Annotated in this window: 21 protein-coding genes and 1 pseudogene; 8 read left to right on the top strand and 14 right to left on the bottom strand. The window is 73.6% G+C overall.

Translation table 11 applies throughout. The annotated features are described in order from the left end of the window. Positions 1–83: 83 nt before the first annotated feature. On the bottom strand, positions 84–500 hold the full coding sequence (locus OG802_RS05360; RefSeq protein WP_329407682.1) for a DUF3037 domain-containing protein: 417 nt from the start codon (positions 498–500) through the stop codon (positions 84–86). Then, entirely contained in the window at positions 497–1,252 is a 756-nt protein-coding gene (locus OG802_RS05365; RefSeq protein ID WP_329407684.1) for a HipA family kinase, read from the bottom strand. The genes OG802_RS05360 and OG802_RS05365 overlap by 4 nt, the downstream gene beginning before the upstream one ends. A 213-nt stretch (positions 1,253–1,465) precedes the next feature. Here OG802_RS05365 and OG802_RS05370 point away from each other — a divergent pair, with 213 nt between their 5' ends. Next, the gene (locus OG802_RS05370; RefSeq protein WP_329407686.1) at positions 1,466–1,963 is read left to right on the top strand and encodes a Rieske (2Fe-2S) protein; all 498 of its coding nucleotides are present in this window, start codon (positions 1,466–1,468) and stop codon (positions 1,961–1,963) included. Here OG802_RS05370 and OG802_RS05375 read toward each other — a convergent pair. Beyond that, positions 1,950–2,606 carry a cysteine hydrolase gene (locus tag OG802_RS05375; RefSeq protein WP_329407688.1) on the bottom strand — a complete coding sequence of 219 codons (657 nt, stop codon included), beginning with the start codon at positions 2,604–2,606 and terminating at the stop codon, positions 1,950–1,952. The two genes, OG802_RS05370 and OG802_RS05375, sit on opposite strands and share 14 nt — an antisense overlap. Before the next feature lie 148 nt (positions 2,607–2,754). Here OG802_RS05375 and OG802_RS05380 point away from each other — a divergent pair, with 148 nt between their 5' ends. Next, entirely contained in the window at positions 2,755–3,222 is a 468-nt protein-coding gene (locus OG802_RS05380; RefSeq protein WP_329407690.1) for a pyridoxamine 5'-phosphate oxidase family protein, read from the top strand. 66 nt (positions 3,223–3,288) lie between these two features. On the opposite strand, the gene OG802_RS05385 is transcribed toward OG802_RS05380, so the two are convergent. Continuing rightward, complete coding sequence (locus OG802_RS05385) at positions 3,289–4,227, bottom strand: LysR family transcriptional regulator (protein WP_329407692.1); 939 nt, start codon at positions 4,225–4,227, stop codon at positions 3,289–3,291. A 73-nt stretch (positions 4,228–4,300) separates the two neighbouring features. Here OG802_RS05385 and OG802_RS05390 point away from each other — a divergent pair, with 73 nt between their 5' ends. Further along, positions 4,301–5,245, top strand: coding sequence for a DMT family transporter (locus tag OG802_RS05390; protein ID WP_329407694.1), 945 nt, complete (start codon positions 4,301–4,303; stop codon positions 5,243–5,245). A 124-nt stretch (positions 5,246–5,369) separates the two neighbouring features. On the opposite strand, the gene OG802_RS05395 is transcribed toward OG802_RS05390, so the two are convergent. Then, entirely contained in the window at positions 5,370–6,701 is a 1,332-nt protein-coding gene (locus OG802_RS05395; RefSeq protein ID WP_329407695.1) for an aminotransferase class I/II-fold pyridoxal phosphate-dependent enzyme, read from the bottom strand. Positions 6,702–6,736: 35 nt separating this feature from the next. On the opposite strand from OG802_RS05395, the gene OG802_RS05400 reads away from it, so the two are divergent. The 3 genes from OG802_RS05400 to OG802_RS05410 all read left to right on the top strand — a co-directional run bounded on the left by OG802_RS05400 (position 6,737) and on the right by OG802_RS05410 (position 8,916). Then, positions 6,737–7,426, top strand: coding sequence for a pyridoxamine 5'-phosphate oxidase family protein (locus tag OG802_RS05400; protein WP_329407696.1), 690 nt, complete (start codon positions 6,737–6,739; stop codon positions 7,424–7,426). Next, on the top strand, positions 7,426–8,070 hold the full coding sequence (locus tag OG802_RS05405; protein ID WP_329407697.1) for an FMN-binding negative transcriptional regulator: 645 nt from the start codon (positions 7,426–7,428) through the stop codon (positions 8,068–8,070). Before OG802_RS05400 ends, OG802_RS05405 begins: the two co-directional genes overlap by 1 nt. A gap of 198 nt (positions 8,071–8,268) precedes the next feature. Further along, positions 8,269–8,916 (top strand): dihydrofolate reductase family protein, encoded by a 648-nt coding sequence (locus tag OG802_RS05410; protein WP_329416943.1) that lies wholly within the window; start codon positions 8,269–8,271, stop codon positions 8,914–8,916. Between the two features lie 74 nt (positions 8,917–8,990). Here the strand turns inward: OG802_RS05410 and OG802_RS05415 are convergent, their stop codons facing one another. Both OG802_RS05415 and OG802_RS35925 read right to left on the bottom strand, forming a co-directional pair. Continuing rightward, complete coding sequence (locus OG802_RS05415; RefSeq protein ID WP_329407698.1) at positions 8,991–9,989, bottom strand: EamA family transporter; 999 nt, start codon at positions 9,987–9,989, stop codon at positions 8,991–8,993. Between the two features lie 150 nt (positions 9,990–10,139). Beyond that, positions 10,140–10,214 (bottom strand): annotated as a pseudogene (locus OG802_RS35925) (peptidase); the annotation flags it as partial. Positions 10,215–10,437: 223 nt separating this feature from the next. On the opposite strand from OG802_RS35925, the gene OG802_RS05420 reads away from it, so the two are divergent. Beyond that, positions 10,438–10,866 carry a type II toxin-antitoxin system Rv0910 family toxin gene (locus OG802_RS05420; protein ID WP_329407700.1) on the top strand — a complete coding sequence of 143 codons (429 nt, stop codon included), beginning with the start codon at positions 10,438–10,440 and terminating at the stop codon, positions 10,864–10,866. A 125-nt stretch (positions 10,867–10,991) separates the two neighbouring features. On the opposite strand, the gene OG802_RS05425 is transcribed toward OG802_RS05420, so the two are convergent. After that, a complete protein-coding gene (locus OG802_RS05425; RefSeq protein WP_329407701.1) occupies positions 10,992–11,633 on the bottom strand; it encodes a PadR family transcriptional regulator in 642 nt (213 codons plus the stop codon). Positions 11,634–11,770: 137 nt separating this feature from the next. Here OG802_RS05425 and OG802_RS05430 point away from each other — a divergent pair, with 137 nt between their 5' ends. After that, entirely contained in the window at positions 11,771–12,592 is an 822-nt protein-coding gene (locus tag OG802_RS05430) for an SDR family NAD(P)-dependent oxidoreductase (protein WP_329407703.1), read from the top strand. Positions 12,593–12,647: 55 nt separating this feature from the next. On the opposite strand, the gene OG802_RS05435 is transcribed toward OG802_RS05430, so the two are convergent. From OG802_RS05435 to OG802_RS05460, 6 genes are all read right to left on the bottom strand, one after another. Continuing rightward, on the bottom strand, positions 12,648–13,487 hold the full coding sequence (locus tag OG802_RS05435) for a class II glutamine amidotransferase (RefSeq protein WP_329407705.1): 840 nt from the start codon (positions 13,485–13,487) through the stop codon (positions 12,648–12,650). A gap of 58 nt (positions 13,488–13,545) precedes the next feature. After that, positions 13,546–13,980, bottom strand: coding sequence for a DUF7144 family membrane protein (locus OG802_RS05440; RefSeq protein WP_329407707.1), 435 nt, complete (start codon positions 13,978–13,980; stop codon positions 13,546–13,548). Positions 13,981–14,224: 244 nt separating this feature from the next. Then, positions 14,225–14,668 (bottom strand): SHOCT domain-containing protein, encoded by a 444-nt coding sequence (locus tag OG802_RS05445; RefSeq protein WP_329407709.1) that lies wholly within the window; start codon positions 14,666–14,668, stop codon positions 14,225–14,227. A gap of 250 nt (positions 14,669–14,918) precedes the next feature. Further along, positions 14,919–15,653 carry an HdeD family acid-resistance protein gene (locus OG802_RS05450; protein ID WP_329407711.1) on the bottom strand — a complete coding sequence of 245 codons (735 nt, stop codon included), beginning with the start codon at positions 15,651–15,653 and terminating at the stop codon, positions 14,919–14,921. A 55-nt stretch (positions 15,654–15,708) separates the two neighbouring features. Continuing rightward, a complete protein-coding gene (locus tag OG802_RS05455) occupies positions 15,709–15,906 on the bottom strand; it encodes a hypothetical protein (protein WP_329407713.1) in 198 nt (65 codons plus the stop codon). A gap of 140 nt (positions 15,907–16,046) precedes the next feature. Continuing rightward, positions 16,047–16,610, bottom strand: a complete 564-nt coding sequence (locus OG802_RS05460; protein ID WP_329407715.1) for a hypothetical protein — start codon at positions 16,608–16,610, stop codon at positions 16,047–16,049. Between the last annotated feature and the right edge of the window lie 5 nt (positions 16,611–16,615).

Here is a 16,615-nt window from a genome sequence, read left to right on the forward strand (position 1 = left end):
GCGACCGCTTAGTACCTTCGGCAGACGTGACGCTAGAAGCCCTGGCACCCGGTGTCAACGCCACACGTCGCCGGTGTGATCCATTACCTCACCAGCAACTGGAGGAGCCGGTCCGCCTCGGCCGCCGGATCGGCGGTGAGTCCGGTGTGCACGGGGCCCGGCTGGACGATCGTCGAGCGGGGCGCGATCAGCCACCGGAAGCGCCGTCCGGCGTCGTCGTGCGCCGCCTGGCCGGCGAGGGCGCCGCCCGCGCAGACGCCCTCGACGGCCCGCAGGGCGGCCCGCACCCCCGCCACGTCCGCGCGCGGGTCCAGCGCCAGCAGTCTCGCCTCGTCGAGGTGGGTGCGGGCGCCGACGTAGTCCCGGCCGCGGCAGTAGACCAGCACGCCCGCGTTGATGCACTCGCCGCGCTCCACGCGCGGGACGACGCGCAGCAGCGCGTACTCGAAGACGTCCCGGTCGCCGCCCTGGCCCGGCCTGATGATGTGGCGGTCGTTCACTCGGTCCCCTTGATGCGGTCGTGGATGACGGCGGCGCGTGCCAGGAGCGGCGCGGCGTAGGCCTGCCGGAGGCTGTCCGGGGTGTCGAAGCCGGGTTCGTCCGTCAGCCAGACGTCGGGGATCTCGGCGGTGACCTCGGCGAGCAGGTCCGCGGTGACCAGCGGGGCCAGTCGCTCCGCCGCGGCCGCGACGTCCGGCCCGAAGGGGGCGAGGACGTGGTCGGAGGCGTCGTAGGGGCGGGCCGCGGAGGCTTCGGCGGTGGGCCAGTTGTGCTGCCAGATCATGGTGGCGCCGTGGTCGACGAGCCACAGGTCGCCCCGGTGCACCAGGAGGTTGGGGTTGCGCCAGGAGCGGTCGACGTTGTTGACCAGCGCGTCGAACCAGACGATCCGGCCGGCCTCCTCGGGGCTCACCGGGAAGGCGAGCGGGTCGTAGCCGAGGGCGCCGGAGAGGAACTGCATGCCGAGGTTGGTCCCGCCGCTCGCCTTGAGCAACTCCTGCACCTGGGTGTCGGGTTCGCCGAGTCCCAGCAGGACGTCGAGTTCCACGGCGGCCAGCCGGGGCATCCGCAGGCCGAGCCGGCGGGCCAGCTCGCCGCAGACCACCTCCGCGACGAGCGTCTTGCGGCCCTGTCCGGCCCCGGTGAACTTCAGGACGTACAGGCCGAGGTCGTCCGCCTCGACGAGCCCCGGCAGGGATCCGCCCTCGCGCAGGGGCGTGACGTACCGGGTCGCGGTGACTTCCTTGAGCATCGCCCCAGGCTACTTGAGCGTCGCCGCAGGTGGCCGGGCCTGGGCCGATGCGCGGCCGACAGCTCGGCGACAGCTGCGGCTTACGCCGTGCTCATGTCGAAGCCGTCACCATCGCGACACTGCCCGAACTCGGCGGGGGCGCTGAACACGGCGTCCCCCCGGCCCGTACCTGACGGCAGATCCACACTCCCCCCTGGAAGGGAACCCCCCAGCATGACCAGCGCATCGTTCAAGTCCGCGTCGGGGCCCGCCCGCCGTACCGTCGTGGCGGCCGCCGGAGCCGCGGGGCTCTCCGTGGCGCTGACCGCGTGCGGAGGATCCGACGACGACGCGTCGGGCTCCTCGCCGTCCGGCGCCGCGGGCGCCGCCGGCGGCACGGCGGCCGCGAGCACGGGCGGCGGTGGCGGGGACAACGCGGCGGCGGGCGCGGCGCTGTCGAAGACGGCCGACATCCCCGAGGGCGGCGGCAAGGTCTTCGACTCCGAGAAGGTGGTCGTCACCCAGCCGACGGCGGGCACGTACAAGGCGTTCTCGGCGGTGTGCACGCACGCGGGCTGCGCGGTGAAGTCCATCAGTGACGGCGTGATCAACTGCCCTTGTCACAACAGCAACTTCTCGATCACGGACGGCAGTGTGAAGAGCGGTCCCGCGCGCAAGCCGCTGCCCGAGGTGCCGATCAAGGTCAGCGGGGACTCGATCACTCTCGCCTGACCCGCGCCGGGGCGTCCGGCCGGAGGGCGTCCAGCACCTCGTCGGTGGTCGCGACCGTGGCGACCAGCGCGAGGGTGTGGCGGATCATCGCGGCGGTGTAGTCGGCGGGCACCCCCGCGACGGCGTCCGACGGCACGACGACCGTGTATCCCCGGTTGACGGCGTCGAAGACGGTGTTGGGGATCGCGACGTTGGCGGAGACCCCGGTCACGATCAGGGTGCGGCAGCCGAGGTTGCGCAGCAGGGCGTCGACGTCGGTGCCCTGGACGGGTGACAGCCCGTGCAGCCGCCGGACGACGAGATCCTGTCCGGCGACCTCGATCGGGGGTGCGACGCGGGTCGCGTCGGTTCCGGCGAGCTGCTGGACGGGGAGGCGTTCGGCCGCGCGGAACAGCCGGGCGTTGCGGTTGGCGCCCCGCCCGTCGGGCCGGCGCTCCGCCACGGCGTGCACGATCTGGACGCCCCGCGCGCGGGCGGCCGTCACCAACCGGGCGATGTTGGCGAGGGCTCCGGACTCCCGTGCCTCGCGGGCGAGTTGCGGGAGGGCGGCGGCCGGGCCGACGACGCCCTGCTGGCATTCCACCGTGATCAGGACGGTGCCGGCGGGGTCGAGCAGTTCGCCGAGCTGTTCGTGCGACGGCATGGGCTCCCCTGACGTCGGTGTGGGGCGGGCGACACTAACCGCCATTGCGCGGAGAAGGAAGAAGACCCATCATTTTCTGACGGAGTCTCAGGAATCGGCGTCTCGGACCATCAGCACAGGACGACACAAGAGAAGATGAGGGGGCCGGATGACCGCCACTCAGCGTCGGGGCCGGAAGATCATGATGACCTCGGGCGAGCTGGACGCGTTCCTCACCGTCCAGCGCACCTGCCGGGTCGCGACCGTGTCCACCGACGGCGCCCCGCACGTCAGCGCCCTGTGGTTCCTCTGGGACGGGACCGCGCTCTGGCTGTACTCGGTCGTGCGCAGCAAGCGCTGGGCCGATCTGCGCCGCGATCCCCGGGTCGCGATCGTGATCGACACGGGCGAGGAGTACGACTCACTGCGCGGGGTGGAGCTGTCCGGCGCCGTGGAGTTCGTCGGCGAGTGCCCGCGCACCGGCGAGCTGTGCGCCGAACTCGACGCGGTGGAGACCCTGTTCGCCCGCAAGAACTTCGGTCTCGACGCGATGCCGCACGACGGGCGGCACGCCTGGGTGCGGTTGACGCCGGAGAAGGTCGTGTCCTGGGACTTCCGCAAGCTCGGCGGGGTGTGACCCGGCGGCCCGCCCCGGCCGGCAGTTCCGCGGGCTGCCGCGCCGCCGGTCGCCCGGGGGCTCGTCTCAGCCGGCCCGCTCCCCCGCCGGGCCGTCCGCCGGGCGGCCCAGCGCGCCGCCCGCCGTCTTGAGCGCCTCCACGGCGGCCCGGATGGAGGGGCGGCGGTCGGCGTCCGCCCGCCACACCGCGTACACATGGCGGCGCACCCGCTGCCGCAGCGGCACCGTCACGACTCCTTCGGGCACCGGGTGCCGTCCGAGCAACGGGGCGATGCAGACGCCGAGACCGGCCGCCACCAGGCCGAGCTGGGTGTGCGTCTCGGCCGCCCGGTGGCCGACGATCGGCTCCACGCCGCGCGAGCGCAGCGTGAACATGAGCCACTCGTGGCAGAACTCGCCCTCGCCCCAGGTGATCCACTCGTCCTCGGCGAACTCCGCGAGGTCCACCTCGTCCCGGTGGGCGAGGGGGTGTCCGGCCGGCATCGCGACGTCGGCGGGGTCGTCGAGGATCGGCGCCTTGACCAGGCCGTCCGGCACCGGCATCGGCTTGTTGTACCAGTCCAGGACGACGGCGAGGTCGAGGTCGCCGCGCACGACGCCGGCGATGCCGCGCTCCGGCTCCAGCTCGGAGGAGCGCAGCCGCAGCCCCGGATGCGCCTTGCGCAGTTCGGCGAGCACGCCGGGGAACAGCCCGCGCGCGGCGGTCGGGAACGCCGACAGCCGCAGTTCGCCCGCCACCTGGCCGCGCTGGGCCTCCAGATCGGCCTGGGCCAGCTCGACCTGGGACAGGATCCGGGACGCGTGCTCGGCGAGGAGCCGGCCCGCGTCCGTCAGCCGCACTCCCCGTCCGTGCTTGGCGAGGAGCCGCTGGCCCACCTCCCGCTCCAGTTTCGCCATCTGCTGCGAGACGGCCGACGTGGTGATGTGCAGGCCCAGGGCCGCTCCGCTGACCGATCCGTGCCGGGCGAGGGCGTCGAGGGTGCGCAGGCGCTCCAGGTTCAACATATAAGCGATGCTACGAGGTACTGCTCCAAAATTCTCGATTGTGCTACGAGGACGTCTCCCGCATCGTTGAGCCATGACCACGGCGACCGCATCCACTCCCTCTTCCACCGCCACCTCCCCGTCTCCCGCCGGCCTGCGACGCCCGGCCCTCGACTGGCGGCTGCGCTTCGGCGCGCTGTCGCTGATCTGGGGTTTCAGCTTCCTGCTCATCAAGGTGGGCACCGGCGGCTACGCGCCCTTCCAGGTCACCTTCGGCCGGCTGGCGTTCGGGACGGCCGTGCTGGCGGTCGCGATGGCGGTCAAGCGGGAGCGGCTCCCGCGCGGAGCGCGCACCTGGGCGCACCTGACCGTGTCGGCGTTCCTGCTGAACGCCCTGCCGTTCTCCCTCTTCGCCTATGCGGAGCTGACGATCCCGTCCACGCTGGCCGGCATCTGCAACGCGACCTCGCCGCTGTGGGGCATGGCCCTGTCCCTCGTGGCGTTCTCCGAGGACCGGCCGACGCGGCTGCGGGTCGCGGGGCTCGGCCTCGGGTTCCTGGGCGTGCTGACCGTGCTCGGCGCCTGGCAGGGCTTCCACGGCCTGGACGCCCGGGGCACGTCGCTGGCGCTGCTGGCCTCGCTCAGCTACCCGGTCGGCTGGATCTACCTCCGCCGCACGCTCGCGGGCGCCGGCTCCTCCGCCCTGTCGATGACGGGCGCGCAGCTGTTCCTGGCGACCCTGCAACTCGCCGTGGTCACACCGCTGTTCACCACGCTCCCGGCCCGTTTCCCGCTGCTGCCGCTGCTCGCGACGGCCGCTCTGGGGGCGCTGGGCACGGGCCTGGCGCTGCTGATCCAGTACGGCCTGGTCGCGGAGGTCGGCCCGACGACGGCCCAGATGGTCACGTACTTCATCCCGGTCATCGCCACGGCGGCGGGCGTCGCCCTGCTCGACGAGCCGCTGAGCTGGTCGACGCCGGTGGGCGCCGCGATCGTCCTGGCCGGCGCGGCGCTGACCCAGGTACGGCGCCGGTCCTGACCGGCGTCGGGCCGGGCGGAGTGGACCTGCTCGGGACGGGTGCGCGACGGCCCTCCTTACAGGCGCTCCCCTTCCGGCCGCTCCCCTGACGGGGGGCGGCCGCGCGTCAGGGGCGTCATGGGCGTCAGACGTATCCGCGCACGCCGCTCACGCGTACCGCGGCGGCGACGGCGTCGGCGAGCCCGTCGACGTCGTCCGGCGTCAGGGCGGACACGGTGATCCGGACGCCGGGCGGGGACTCGACGCGGAACCGCGCGCCGGGGGCGACCGCCCAGCCCGACTGGAGCAGCCGGGTCACGGCCCCCGTCTCGTCCGGCACCGGCACCCACACGTTCATTCCGCTGCGGCCGCGGGCCGGGACACCGCGGGCGGCCAGTGCGGCGATCAGCGCGTCCCGCCGGCCGCCGTACGCCCGGGCCACCGCCCGCGTGTCCACCGCGCCCTCGGTCCACAGCCGCAGCACGGCCCGCTGGGTCGTCCTGCTGACCCAGCCGGGGCCGAGACGCTGGCGTCCGCTCATCCGGTCGAGGGTGAGGTCGTCCCCGGTGAGGACGGCGAACCGCAGGTCCGGACCGTAGGCCTTGGCGACCGAGCGCACGAAGGCCCAGTGCCGGGTGACGCCCGCGAGGGGGTGCAGGGGCAGGTCGACGATGCCGTGGCCGTGGTCGTCCTCCACGAGCAGGGTGTGCGGATGCTCCGCCAGCACGGCGCGCAGGGCACGCGCGCGTGAGGCGCTCACCGCCGCGCCGGTCGGGTTCTGCGCCCGGTCGGTGACGATCAGGGCACGCGCCCCGGCCTCCAGGGCGCGGCGCACGTCCTGGGGCAGCGGGCCCTCGTCGTCGAGGCCGACCGGCACGATGCGCAGTCCGAGGGCCGGCACCAGGTCGAGCAGGGAGCCCCAGCCGGGATCCTCCACGGCCACGACGTCACCCGGCCGCAGATGGGCGGCGAGGACGCGTTCGATCGCGTCCAGCGAGCCGGAGGCGACGGCCACCGGTCCGGCGGGCACGCCGTCCGCGTCCAGATCCGCCCGGGCCGCGGCGGCCAGACCGGGCTCCACCGGCGCGTCGCCGTACAGCACCGGCTCCCGGTCGCCCCGGTCGGCCGCCCACGCGAACGCCGGGCCCAGGGGCGGCAGCAGCGCCGTGTCCGGGTTGCCGGTGGAGGCGTCCCGCACGCCCCGCGGGACGTCCACCCGGATGAACTCGCGTCCGGTCGTGGCGGGCTTCGCGCGCACCCGGCTGCCCCGGCGGCCGTCCGTCTCGATCACCCCCCGCTCGCGCAGAGTGCGGTAGGCGGCCGCGACGGTGTTCGGGTTGACCCCCAGCGTGGACGCCAACTCCCGCATCGGCGGCAGCAGTTGGCCGGGCCGCAGCTCACCGCGGCCGACCGCCGCCTCGACGCTCGCGGAAATCTCCGCCGCTCCACGGCCCTGGATCGGATAGTCTCCTAGCACAAAAGCAATTATGCACTAGTGCAATGGAGAACGCCATGCAGGGGACCCAGCAGCCGACGACGCCACCGCCGCCCGCCGCCTACACCCCGACCGAACGCACGGTCCCCACCCGCGCGGCCCAGAAGGCCTCGTACGACAGGGACCTGGTGCACGCGATACTCGACGAGGGCTACGTGTGCCACCTCGGCTTCGTCCGCGACGGCGCGCCGGTCGTGCTGCCGACGCTCTACGCCCGGGTCGGCGAGACGCTCTACGTGCACGGCTCGACGGGCTCGCGCCCGCTGCGGATGACGGGACAGGCGGATCCGGGGCTGCCGGTCTGCCTGACGGTGACGCACGTCGACGGCCTGGTGCTGGCCCGCTCCGCCTTCCACCACTCGATCAACTACCGCTCCGTGGTGGTGCACGGCACCGCGTACGACGTGACGGACCCGCGGGAGAAGCGCGACGCCCTCGACGCCCTCGTCGACCACGTCGTCCCGGGCCGCTCCGCGGACTCGCGCCCCGCCAACCGCAAGGAACTGGCGGCCACCGCGGTGATCCGCCTCGACCTCGGCGAGGTCTCCGCCAAGACCCGCACCGGGGGCGTCAACGACGAGCCCGAGGACCTCGCCCTCCCCCACTGGGCCGGCGTGGTGCCCCTGCGCAAGGGCTACGAGGCGCCCGTCCCGGAGGCGGACCTCGCGCCCGGCGCCCGGGTCCCCGGCTACCTCGCGGCGCTGTGATGCTCGTCCACCCCTGGGACGCGCCCCACGACGACGCCGAGTGGCGGGACTGGCTCGCCGCGCACGACTTCGGCGAGCTGGCCGTCAACGGCCTGCCGGGAGAGCCGCCGTCCGTCCAGCCCCTGCACTTCGCGTACGACCCGAGCGACGACACGGCCGTCACCCACCTCGCCCGCCCCAACCCGCTGTGGCCCGCGCTGGAGGCGAATCCGGCGGTGACGCTGAGCGTCGTCGGCGACTGGGTCTTCGTGCCCGGCCCCTGGCAGGCGCCGCCCGGCGCCCCGGCCGAGCACGGCACGCCGACGAGCTTCTACACGGCGGTCCAGCTCCGCTGCACGGCGCACATCGTGGACGACCCGGCGGCCAAGGCCGAGCTGCTCGCCCGGCAGATGGCCCACTTCCAGCCGGAGGGCGGCTCCGCGCGCCCGGCGCCGGGCGAGGCCCCGTACGGCCGCCTGCTCTCCGGCATCCGGGTGATCCGGCTGGAGGTGACCTCCGTGGAGGCCAAGTTCAAGTACGCGGCCCACCGGCCGGCCGAGACCCAGGACCGCATCGCCGCGGGCCTGACCGCCCGCGGCGGACCGGGCGACGCGGCGGCCCGCGAGCACCTGCTGCGCCGGCGCGCGACGCGACCGCAGGGCTGATCCGGCGGTCCGCCGGGCGGGGGCCCGCCCACCGGGTCCCCGCCGGCGACGGGCCGCGCCCGCCCGCGCGATGCGTCACGCCGGCACTCCTCGAAACAGCTGACGCGCCGATGTCGATCCGGCCGCGCCCCGTTCGACATCCTGGTGCAAGGACGCATCGCCACACATCAGGAGGCGACAGGACCGATGAGGAAACCCGTGGACCAGCTGCTGCGCGTGCAGAACTTCACCATCTCGAGCGACGGCGTCGCGGCGGGCGAGGACCAGACCCTGGAACGGCCCTTCGGCCACCACATCGACCCGGGCAAGCTCTTCTCCTGGGCCGGGGCCACCGCGAGCTGGCCCAACCGCACCGAGCCCGGCGGCAGCCGGGGCCTCGACGACTACTTCACCCGGGATTTCAGCCACAACATCGGCGCCGAGATCATGGGCCGCAACAAGTTCGGCCCTCAGCGCGGTCCGTGGACCGACCACGAGTGGAAGGGCTGGTGGGGCGACGAGCCGCCGTTCCACACGCCCGTCTTCGTCCTGACCCACCACGGACGCCCGTCGCTCACCCTCTCCGACACCACGTTCCACTTCGTGGACGGCGATCCCGCCGCCGTCCTCGCCCGGGCGCGCGAGGCCGCGCAGGGCAAGGACGTCCGGCTCGGCGGCGGAGTGACCACCGTGCGGGAGTTCCTCGACGCCGACCTCGTCGACACCCTGCACGTGGTGGTCTCACCGGTGAAGCTCGGGCACGGACTGCGCCTGTGGGACTCGCCCGACGAGCTGCTGGACCGCTTCCACATGGACGTCGTGCCCAGCCCGAGCGGGGTGACCCACCACCTCTTCTGGCGCAAGTGACAAACGCCTGCCCCGCCGGCCGCGGCGGGCTCGTCGTTGCCGGTGGGCGGGAACTTCGGGGTGGCGGGCCCTCGCTAGGCGGCCGTGCCGCGGGCCGACAGTTCTCGTTCGGGGCCGCCGGCGGCGACCGGGTCCGGTGAGCCCTTGGCGGGCGCGGACGACTGGGCGATGAACGCGCCGAGGAGCACCACGGCCCCGCCCGCGATCTGCGGGACCGACAGGTGCTCGCCGAGCAGCACCCATGCGAGCACGGTCGCGATGACCGCCTCCAGACAGGCCACCACTCCCGCGACCTGCGGGGAGAGCCGGCGCACGGAGACCACGCCGGTGACGTACGCGACGACGGTGGCGAGCAGCACGATCCAGGCGAGCAGCAGCCAGGCGGGAACCTCGGAGCCGTTCATGCCGGCGGTGTGCGCGAGCACGGACCAGTCCATCCCCCAGGGGCGGGCGACGACGCTCAGCACGGCGGCGCCCACGAGGAGGCCGTAGGCGATCACCCCGAGCGGATCGGGGACGTCGTCGCCGCCGTCGCTGCCCTGGTCGGACAGGACGAAGTAGCCGACCTGGCAGCAGGCGGCCGCCAGCGCGAGCAGCAGGCCGAGGGCGTCGAAGCCCAGGCCCGCCCAGATCTCGACCACGCAGGCCAGTCCGCCGACCGCGAGCACGACGCCGAGCGCGGCGGCCCGCGTCACCGGCCGCCGCTGCACGAAGCGCACCCAGCCCAGCACCAGCGCGGGCGCGAGGTACTCCACGAGCAGTGCCACGCCGACGGGGATCCGGGAGATCGCGGCGAAGTAGAAAGCCTGCACACCGGCCACGCCGAGCAGGCCGAAGCCCGCGAGCAGGGCGGGCCGGCGGCGCAGCAGCGCGCGGTGGCGCACGGCGAGCGGCAGCATCACCAGCGCCGCGCCGGTCACCCGCAGCCACACCACGTGCAGCGGGTCGAGGCCCGCCTCGATCAGCGGCTTCGCCGCGACCCCGGATCCGCCGAAGGCGATGGCCGACCCGACCGCGAGGGACAGGCCGAAGCCCTTCCCACGGTTGCCGTGGCTGCTCACAGTGGTACGCACCGCCCCATGATGACAGGCGATGACATGAGCGTCATCCCCGTTGACACCTGTCTCATCGGCTGGACGTGCCCGTCGGGCCCCGGCCGTTCGGCAGGCGGACGAGCCCCGTTCCGGGCACTCCTCGCGCCCTTGGGGGCCGTCCTCGATCCCGGCCCGCAGCGCGTCGACGTCGACGCCGGCGCGGGCGAGGACCTCGGCCGCGCGGGCCCGCGGGTCCGCGACCATCGCCGCGAGCAGGCCGACGCCCCGGGCCGGAGCGCCGGTGCGCCGGGCGGACCCCTCGCACGCCCGCTCCACCGCGGCCGCGGCCGGCGGCCGTCACGACGGGCACCGCGCCGGAGCCCTCGACGCCACTTCCTGACGGTGCGTCAGTATTGAATGTTAGGCCGTGCGGAGCTACGTTCCGCGACACCGCAGCCGGAGCTGCCCGACACGAAGAGGTGGTCGCATGGCCGAAGTCAGCGCGGAGGCACGCATCCAGGCGCCGGCCGAGAAGGTGTGGGCCCAGCTCACCGACTGGCCGGCGTACGGGGAGTGGAACGCGACGCACACCAACTTCCCCAAGGGCGGCCCCGCGACCCTCGAACCGGGTGCGACCTTCCTGGAGAACATGAAGCTCATGGGCTTCCCGGCGGAGGTCGAGTGGACGGTGGCGGAACTGGAGCCCGCGCGCGTCCTCGCGATCCGCGGCAAGGGGCCGATGGCCGTCTCCGTGGCCACCCGCTACACCCTGACCCCCGACGGCGACGCCACGACGGTCCGCATCGACGGCGAGTTCACCGGCGCCGCCGTGTCCCTGATGGCGGGCAGGCTCAAGGACTCGGGGACGGCCGCGCTGAACGAGTCGCTGCGCAAACTGGGCACGCTGGTGACCTGAGCGACGCGCGGCCGCCCGGCCGGACGCCGGTTCGCGCGACGCGGCCCGCCCCGGACACGCGAAGGCGCCTCGCGGACGGTTCCACGAAGCGCCTTCCTCGCCGTCCTGCCGGCCGCCGGGCCGCCTCAGCCCTCGTCGGCGAGGATCAGGTACAGCTTCTTGCGGGCCTCGTTGACGACCGCGAGGGCCTTCTCCCGCTGCTCCTTGCTGCCGGTCTTCCAGACCTGCCCGAAGGCCTCCATCAGACCGAAGCCGGCCTGGCGGATCTCCCCGAGGGCCTCCCAGTCGACGCCGCGCGAGGCCTCCTCCCAGGGGGCGTCCGGGCCGGCCTCGGCGGCCGCGCGGCCCTCCTCGGTGAGCGAGAACAGCTTCTTGCCGCCGTCGCTCTCACTGCTGATCAGGCCTTCGTCCTCCAGCAGCTGGAGGGTCGGGTACACCGAACCCGGACTGGGCTTCCACGCCCCGCCGCTGCGCTCGGCGATCTCCTGGATCATCTCGTAGCCGTGCATGGGCCGGTCCGTGAGCAGGGCCAGGATCGAGGCCCGTACGTCACCGCGCCGCGCCCTCCCCCTGGGCCCGCCCCGCCCTCGTCCGCCCCAGGCGCCGGGGCCGAAGCCCGGACCGCCGAAGCCGAAGTCCGGCCCGCCGGAACCACCCGGCCCTCCCGGACCGAAGGGCCCGAAGGCCGCACGCCGTCCGTCGAAGCCGCCCCGTCCGCGCCGGGGGCCGTCCTGTCCATGTCCACGCTCGAATCCGTGGGTACGCATCGCAAACCACTCCTTCATTTCATCGTTGATCTGTCGCGCATCGTTGATCTGTCGCGATGCGTCAACGATATATCGGTGAAGTTCGGTTGGCAAGGTCCCGACGACAGGGCGCGCGCCCTTCCGCTTAGGGTGCGGACATGACACCTCCGCACGCCTCGCCCGTCCCGGCGCCCGGCCCGGCCCGTTCGGCCGCCTACCTCTCCGAGCTGTTCTCACTCGACGGACGGATCGCCCTGGTGACGGGCGGCAGCTCCGGCATCGGCCGCGCCATCGCCGGCGCGCTCGCCCGGGCGGGAGCGAGCGTGGTGATCGTGGCGCGCGGGGAGGCCGGGCTGGCCGCGACCGTCGACGAGCTGACCGCGGACGGCTGCCGCGCGGCCTGGGTGAGCGGCGACCTGAGCACCCGCGCCGGGGTGCGCGCCGCGGCGGACCGGGCTGCCGACGTCTACGGCGAGCCCGACATCCTGGTCAACTGCGCCGGCATCAACCTGCGACCGCCGATGGACGAGCTGGACGAGACGGTGTGGGACGCCACCATGAGCGTCAACCTGGAAGCGCCCTACCTGCTGGGCCGGCGCTTCGGGCCGGGCATGGCCGAGCGGGGATTCGGGCGGATCATCCACATCACCTCGCAGCAGGCGCACCGGGCGTTCGTCCGCAGCGGCGCCTACGGGGTCTCCAAGGGGGCGCTGGAGTCACTGGCCCGCTCCCAGGCCGAGGCCTGGTCACCGCACGGCGTCACCTGCAACACCCTGGTGCCCGGGTTCGTCATGACCCCGCTCAACACACGGCTGTCGTCCGACCCCGAGAAGGTGGCGGCGCTGGCCGCCCGCACGATGGTCGGCCGCAACGGTCTCGCCGAGGACTTCGCCGCGGCCGCGGTGTTCCTGGCCGGCCCGGCCTCCGGCTACGTCACCGGACAGGCGCTCTTCGTGGACGGCGGGTTCTCCGTCCACTGACCCGAGCCGTCCCCGGTTCCACTGACGCGGGCCGTCCGCGGTCCGTGCCGCCGCGCTACGCGGCCAGCGGGGTGAACTGCAGGATCTCGTCACCGCCCGGCTGGACGATGCCGTAGGTGTTCTCCGGCACCTCGTTCCAGGCGCCGGGCAGGTCGCCCAGGGGCTCGGAGACGATGAGACGGGTCTCGTCGGAGACCTCGCGCAGGAACGCCATGTCGGGATGGAGCTCCCGCAGCGTCTCCACGCGCGTGCTGTAGAAAAGCGAGCGCGAGGCGCCCTGGCTGGAGTAGCGGAACGCCCACAGCCGCACCCCCTCGGTCACGGCGACCGTCATCTGCAGCGGGAACTCCACTCCGTGCGCCCGCCCGACGCGCTCCACCATGCCCACCATCCGGGCGACCGCCCCCGGCGGATCCTCCTCCAGACCGAAGGTGAGGGCCAGGAAGAACATCAGCTCGGAGTCGGTGGATCCCTCGATGTCGGGGAAGAGCAGCGGGTCGACGGCAAGGGCCAGATCCCGGCGGATGCGGTGGAAGTCGGCGATCGCGCCGTTGTGCATCCACATCCAGCGGCCGTGCCGGAACGGATGGGAGTTGGTCTGCTGCACCGCCGTACCGGTCGAGGCCCGGATGTGGGCGAAGAACAGCGACGAGCGGACGTGCCCGGCGATCTCCCGCAGATTGCGGTTGCTCCAGGCCGGCCCGATCTCCCGGACGACCGCCGGGGTCCCGGCCGACCCGTCGGCCGCGTACCAGCCGACGCCGAAGCCGTCGCCGTTCGTCGTCTCCACGCCCATCTTGGAGTGCAGGCTCTGGTCGATCAGCGAGTGGGCGGGCCGGTAGAGAATCGTTTCGAGCAGGATCGGGGTGCCCGAGTAGGCGAGCCAACGGCACATCTTCGCCGCCTTCCTGGCAGTGCCGGGGAACGGGACCGGGCGGTGGGGCCCGGCGGGGTCAGTCCGCGAACCGGTCCGGCCTCACCACGCACAGGGCCCAGATGACGAACGCGGAGAAGGCGATCATCACGACGGACCAGACCGGGTAGTACGGCAGCGAGAGGAAGTTGCCGACGATGATGAGCCCGGCGATGACGACTCCCGCCACCCGCGCCCACGTCGCTCCCGAGAACAGTCCCATGCCCACGATCACGGCGACCGCGCCCAGGGCGAGATGGATCCAGCCCCAGCCGGTGACGTCGAACCGGAACACGTACTGCCGGGCGGACACGAAGATGTCGTCCTCGGCGATGCCCATGACGCCCCGGAAGATGTCCAGCACCCCGGTGAGCAGGAGGGTGACGGCGGCGAAGGCCATCAGTCCCCCGGCCCAGGCCTGCCGGGCCGGATGCCGCTCGGCGGCCGGGGGGTGACTGCTGTGCGTCTCGGTCATACCGGTGCCTCGATTCGTCGTCGTCGTTCGCGGCCCGCCCGCAGGCCGGTCACGGGCCCGTCGCGGGCCGGTCGCACACCGATCGCGGGCCGGTCGCGGACGGCGGGGCGGACCGCTCGGCGGCCTCGGGCCCGGGGCCGGTGGCCGGTCGACCGGGCCCGCTCGGAGCCCCGCTCGCGGTGGGCCGCCCGCCCGCGGTGAACGGTCCGCCCGCCGTGGACGGCCGGCCGGTCGAGCGGCCGGTTCAGCGGCGGGAACCGCTCAGGACCATCTGCTTCGCCTTGGCGAACTCCTCGTCCGTGATGTCGCCGCGGGCGCGGATCTCGGAGAGCCGGGCGAGTTCGTCGACGCCGCTGGAGGAGCCGCCGGAGGAGCCGTCGGAGCCCTTGGCCGTCTCACGGATGTAGCTGTCGAAGGCCTTCTGCTGCTCTCGCGCCTGCGAGGCCTCCCTGCGCCCCATGTCCTTGCCGCGCGCGATCACGTAGACGAACACGCCGAGGAAGGGCAGGAAGACACAGAAGGCCAGCCAGCCGGCCTTGGCCCAGCCGCTGAGGTGGTCGTCGCGCAGGACGTCGACGACGACCCGGAACAGCAGGACGAACCACATGATCCACAGGAAGAACACCAGCATGGTCCAGAAGGCGCTCAGCAGTGGATAGTCGTACGCGAGGTAGGTGTCCCCACTCATCTCTTTCCTCCGTTCCGGGCTCTCGCCCGACAACCCGGCATGGCGTCGCATGCCGGTCCCAGCCTGCGCCGGACGCGGCCCGCCGGCCTCACCCGGAAGGGGTGAGCCGGGGACGGATGACCCCGGGAAGGGTGAGTCGGGGAGGGGTACCGCGGGAGGGCGTGAGGCCTTGAGCGGCCGGCCCGAGGGGTGACGGCCCCGACCGCTCCCGCGCGGCGAGTGGACGTCGACGTGCACATCGGCGCGCGCATCAGACGGTCCCTTCGCGGTCCCCGCCGTCCGGGCCCCGGTCCGGAGCCGCGTCCCGGCCTCGCTCCCCGTCCCGTACGGCGGTGCCGGCCCTGCGCAGCGCCGCCCGCCAGGCGAACGCGACGGCCGCCTCGACCAGGGCGAGCAGGACCAGCCACAGGCCCAGCAGCCGGGTCAGCGCCCGGGCCGACTCGGTGGGCAGGGCGAGCACCACGACCCCCGCGACGACGGCCAGCGCCGCCGCGCCGATCACGACGCCCCGATGGGGCATGTCCCTGGTGGACAGCGCCGTGAAGAGCGTGACGATGCCGGACACCAGCCACAGGACGCCGACGATCAGCGACAGCGCGGCGATCGTCTGGAGCGGGTTGCGCAGGCACAGCACCCCGGCCACCACGTACAGCACCGACAGCAGCAGGCCGGTCACTCGACTGCCGCCGTCCTCCCCCGCGAAGGACGCCACGAACCGGAACAGCCCGGTCGCCAGCAGGTACAGGCCGATGAGGACCGCGAGGACGTGCAGGGTCTCGTCCGGCCAGACCAGGATCAGGACGCCCGGCACGAACGTGACGACGGCCGAGCCGAGGATCCAGGTCCAGGAGCGCCCGAGCACGGCCAGGGTGGCGGCCGGATCGCCGCCGGCCGTCCCGGGACGGGGGTGCGGGCCGCCCGGCGGCCGGGGGTCCGGTCCGGGGTGCGGTGCGGGCGGCGGTGCGGAACCGGGCGACACACTCATGACTCCTCCTCGTGTCCTCGCGGCGGGCGAAGCGTCCTGGCGGCGGACCCGGAACTCACTCCGGCAGCTGGCGCATCTCCATGACCCGCAGGCCCAGGGACTGGCAGCGCGCCAGCAGTCCGTACAGATGGGCCTCGTCGACGACCTGTCCGAACAGCACGGTCTGGCCGGACATGACGACATGGTCCAGCTCGGGGAAGGCCTCGGTCAGCGCCTCCGAAAGCTGTCCTTCGACGCGGATCTCGTAGCGCATGAGCTGCTCCCGGGACGGCCTGGGACAGGCGGACTGCGCCCTTGCTCCCCGATCCTCCGTCCCCCGCCGGCCCGCGGCCTCACCCGTTGGAGGTGAGAGCCGTTTGAGGTGAGAGCCGCCGAGGTGAGAGCCGCCGGAGGTCAGTGCGTGACCACGAGCTTGAAGACGATGATCAGCAGGCCGAGCACGAGGTTCACCGACGCGGTGACCGCGACCAGCCGCCAGGGTGCGCCGGCGCGGCGGGCCGCCGCCGTCGACCAGCCCACCTGGCCCGCGACGGCGACCGCGAGCGCGAACCAGAGGGTGCCGGTCAGATCGAGGCCCAGCAGCGGGCTGACGGCCACGGCGAGGGCCGGCGGGACGGCGGCCTTGACGATCGGCCACTCCTCGCGGCACACCTGCACGACGATCCGCCGGTCCAGCCGCCGCTGCACCAGCCGCGCCCCGAACAGGTGGGCGTGGACATGCCCGATCCAGAACACGAGACCGGTGAGCAACAGCAGCAGCACCAGCTCCAGCCGTGGCACCGACCCCAGGGTGCCCGCGCCGACCACCACGGAGGCCGCGAGCATGGACCCGTAGACGCCGCCGGTGTAGTCGGCGGCGGCCCGGCGCTCGTCCGCTCGGGCCCGGCGCCGGTCGGATCGTGCTCGGCGCTCGTCGGCTCGTGCCGGGCTTCGCGTGTGGGGTTCGGCTCCTGGCACGCCTG

Origin of the sequence: Streptomyces sp. NBC_00704, from assembly GCF_036226605.1 — a bacterium.
Lineage (GTDB): Bacteria > Actinomycetota > Actinomycetes > Streptomycetales > Streptomycetaceae > Streptomyces.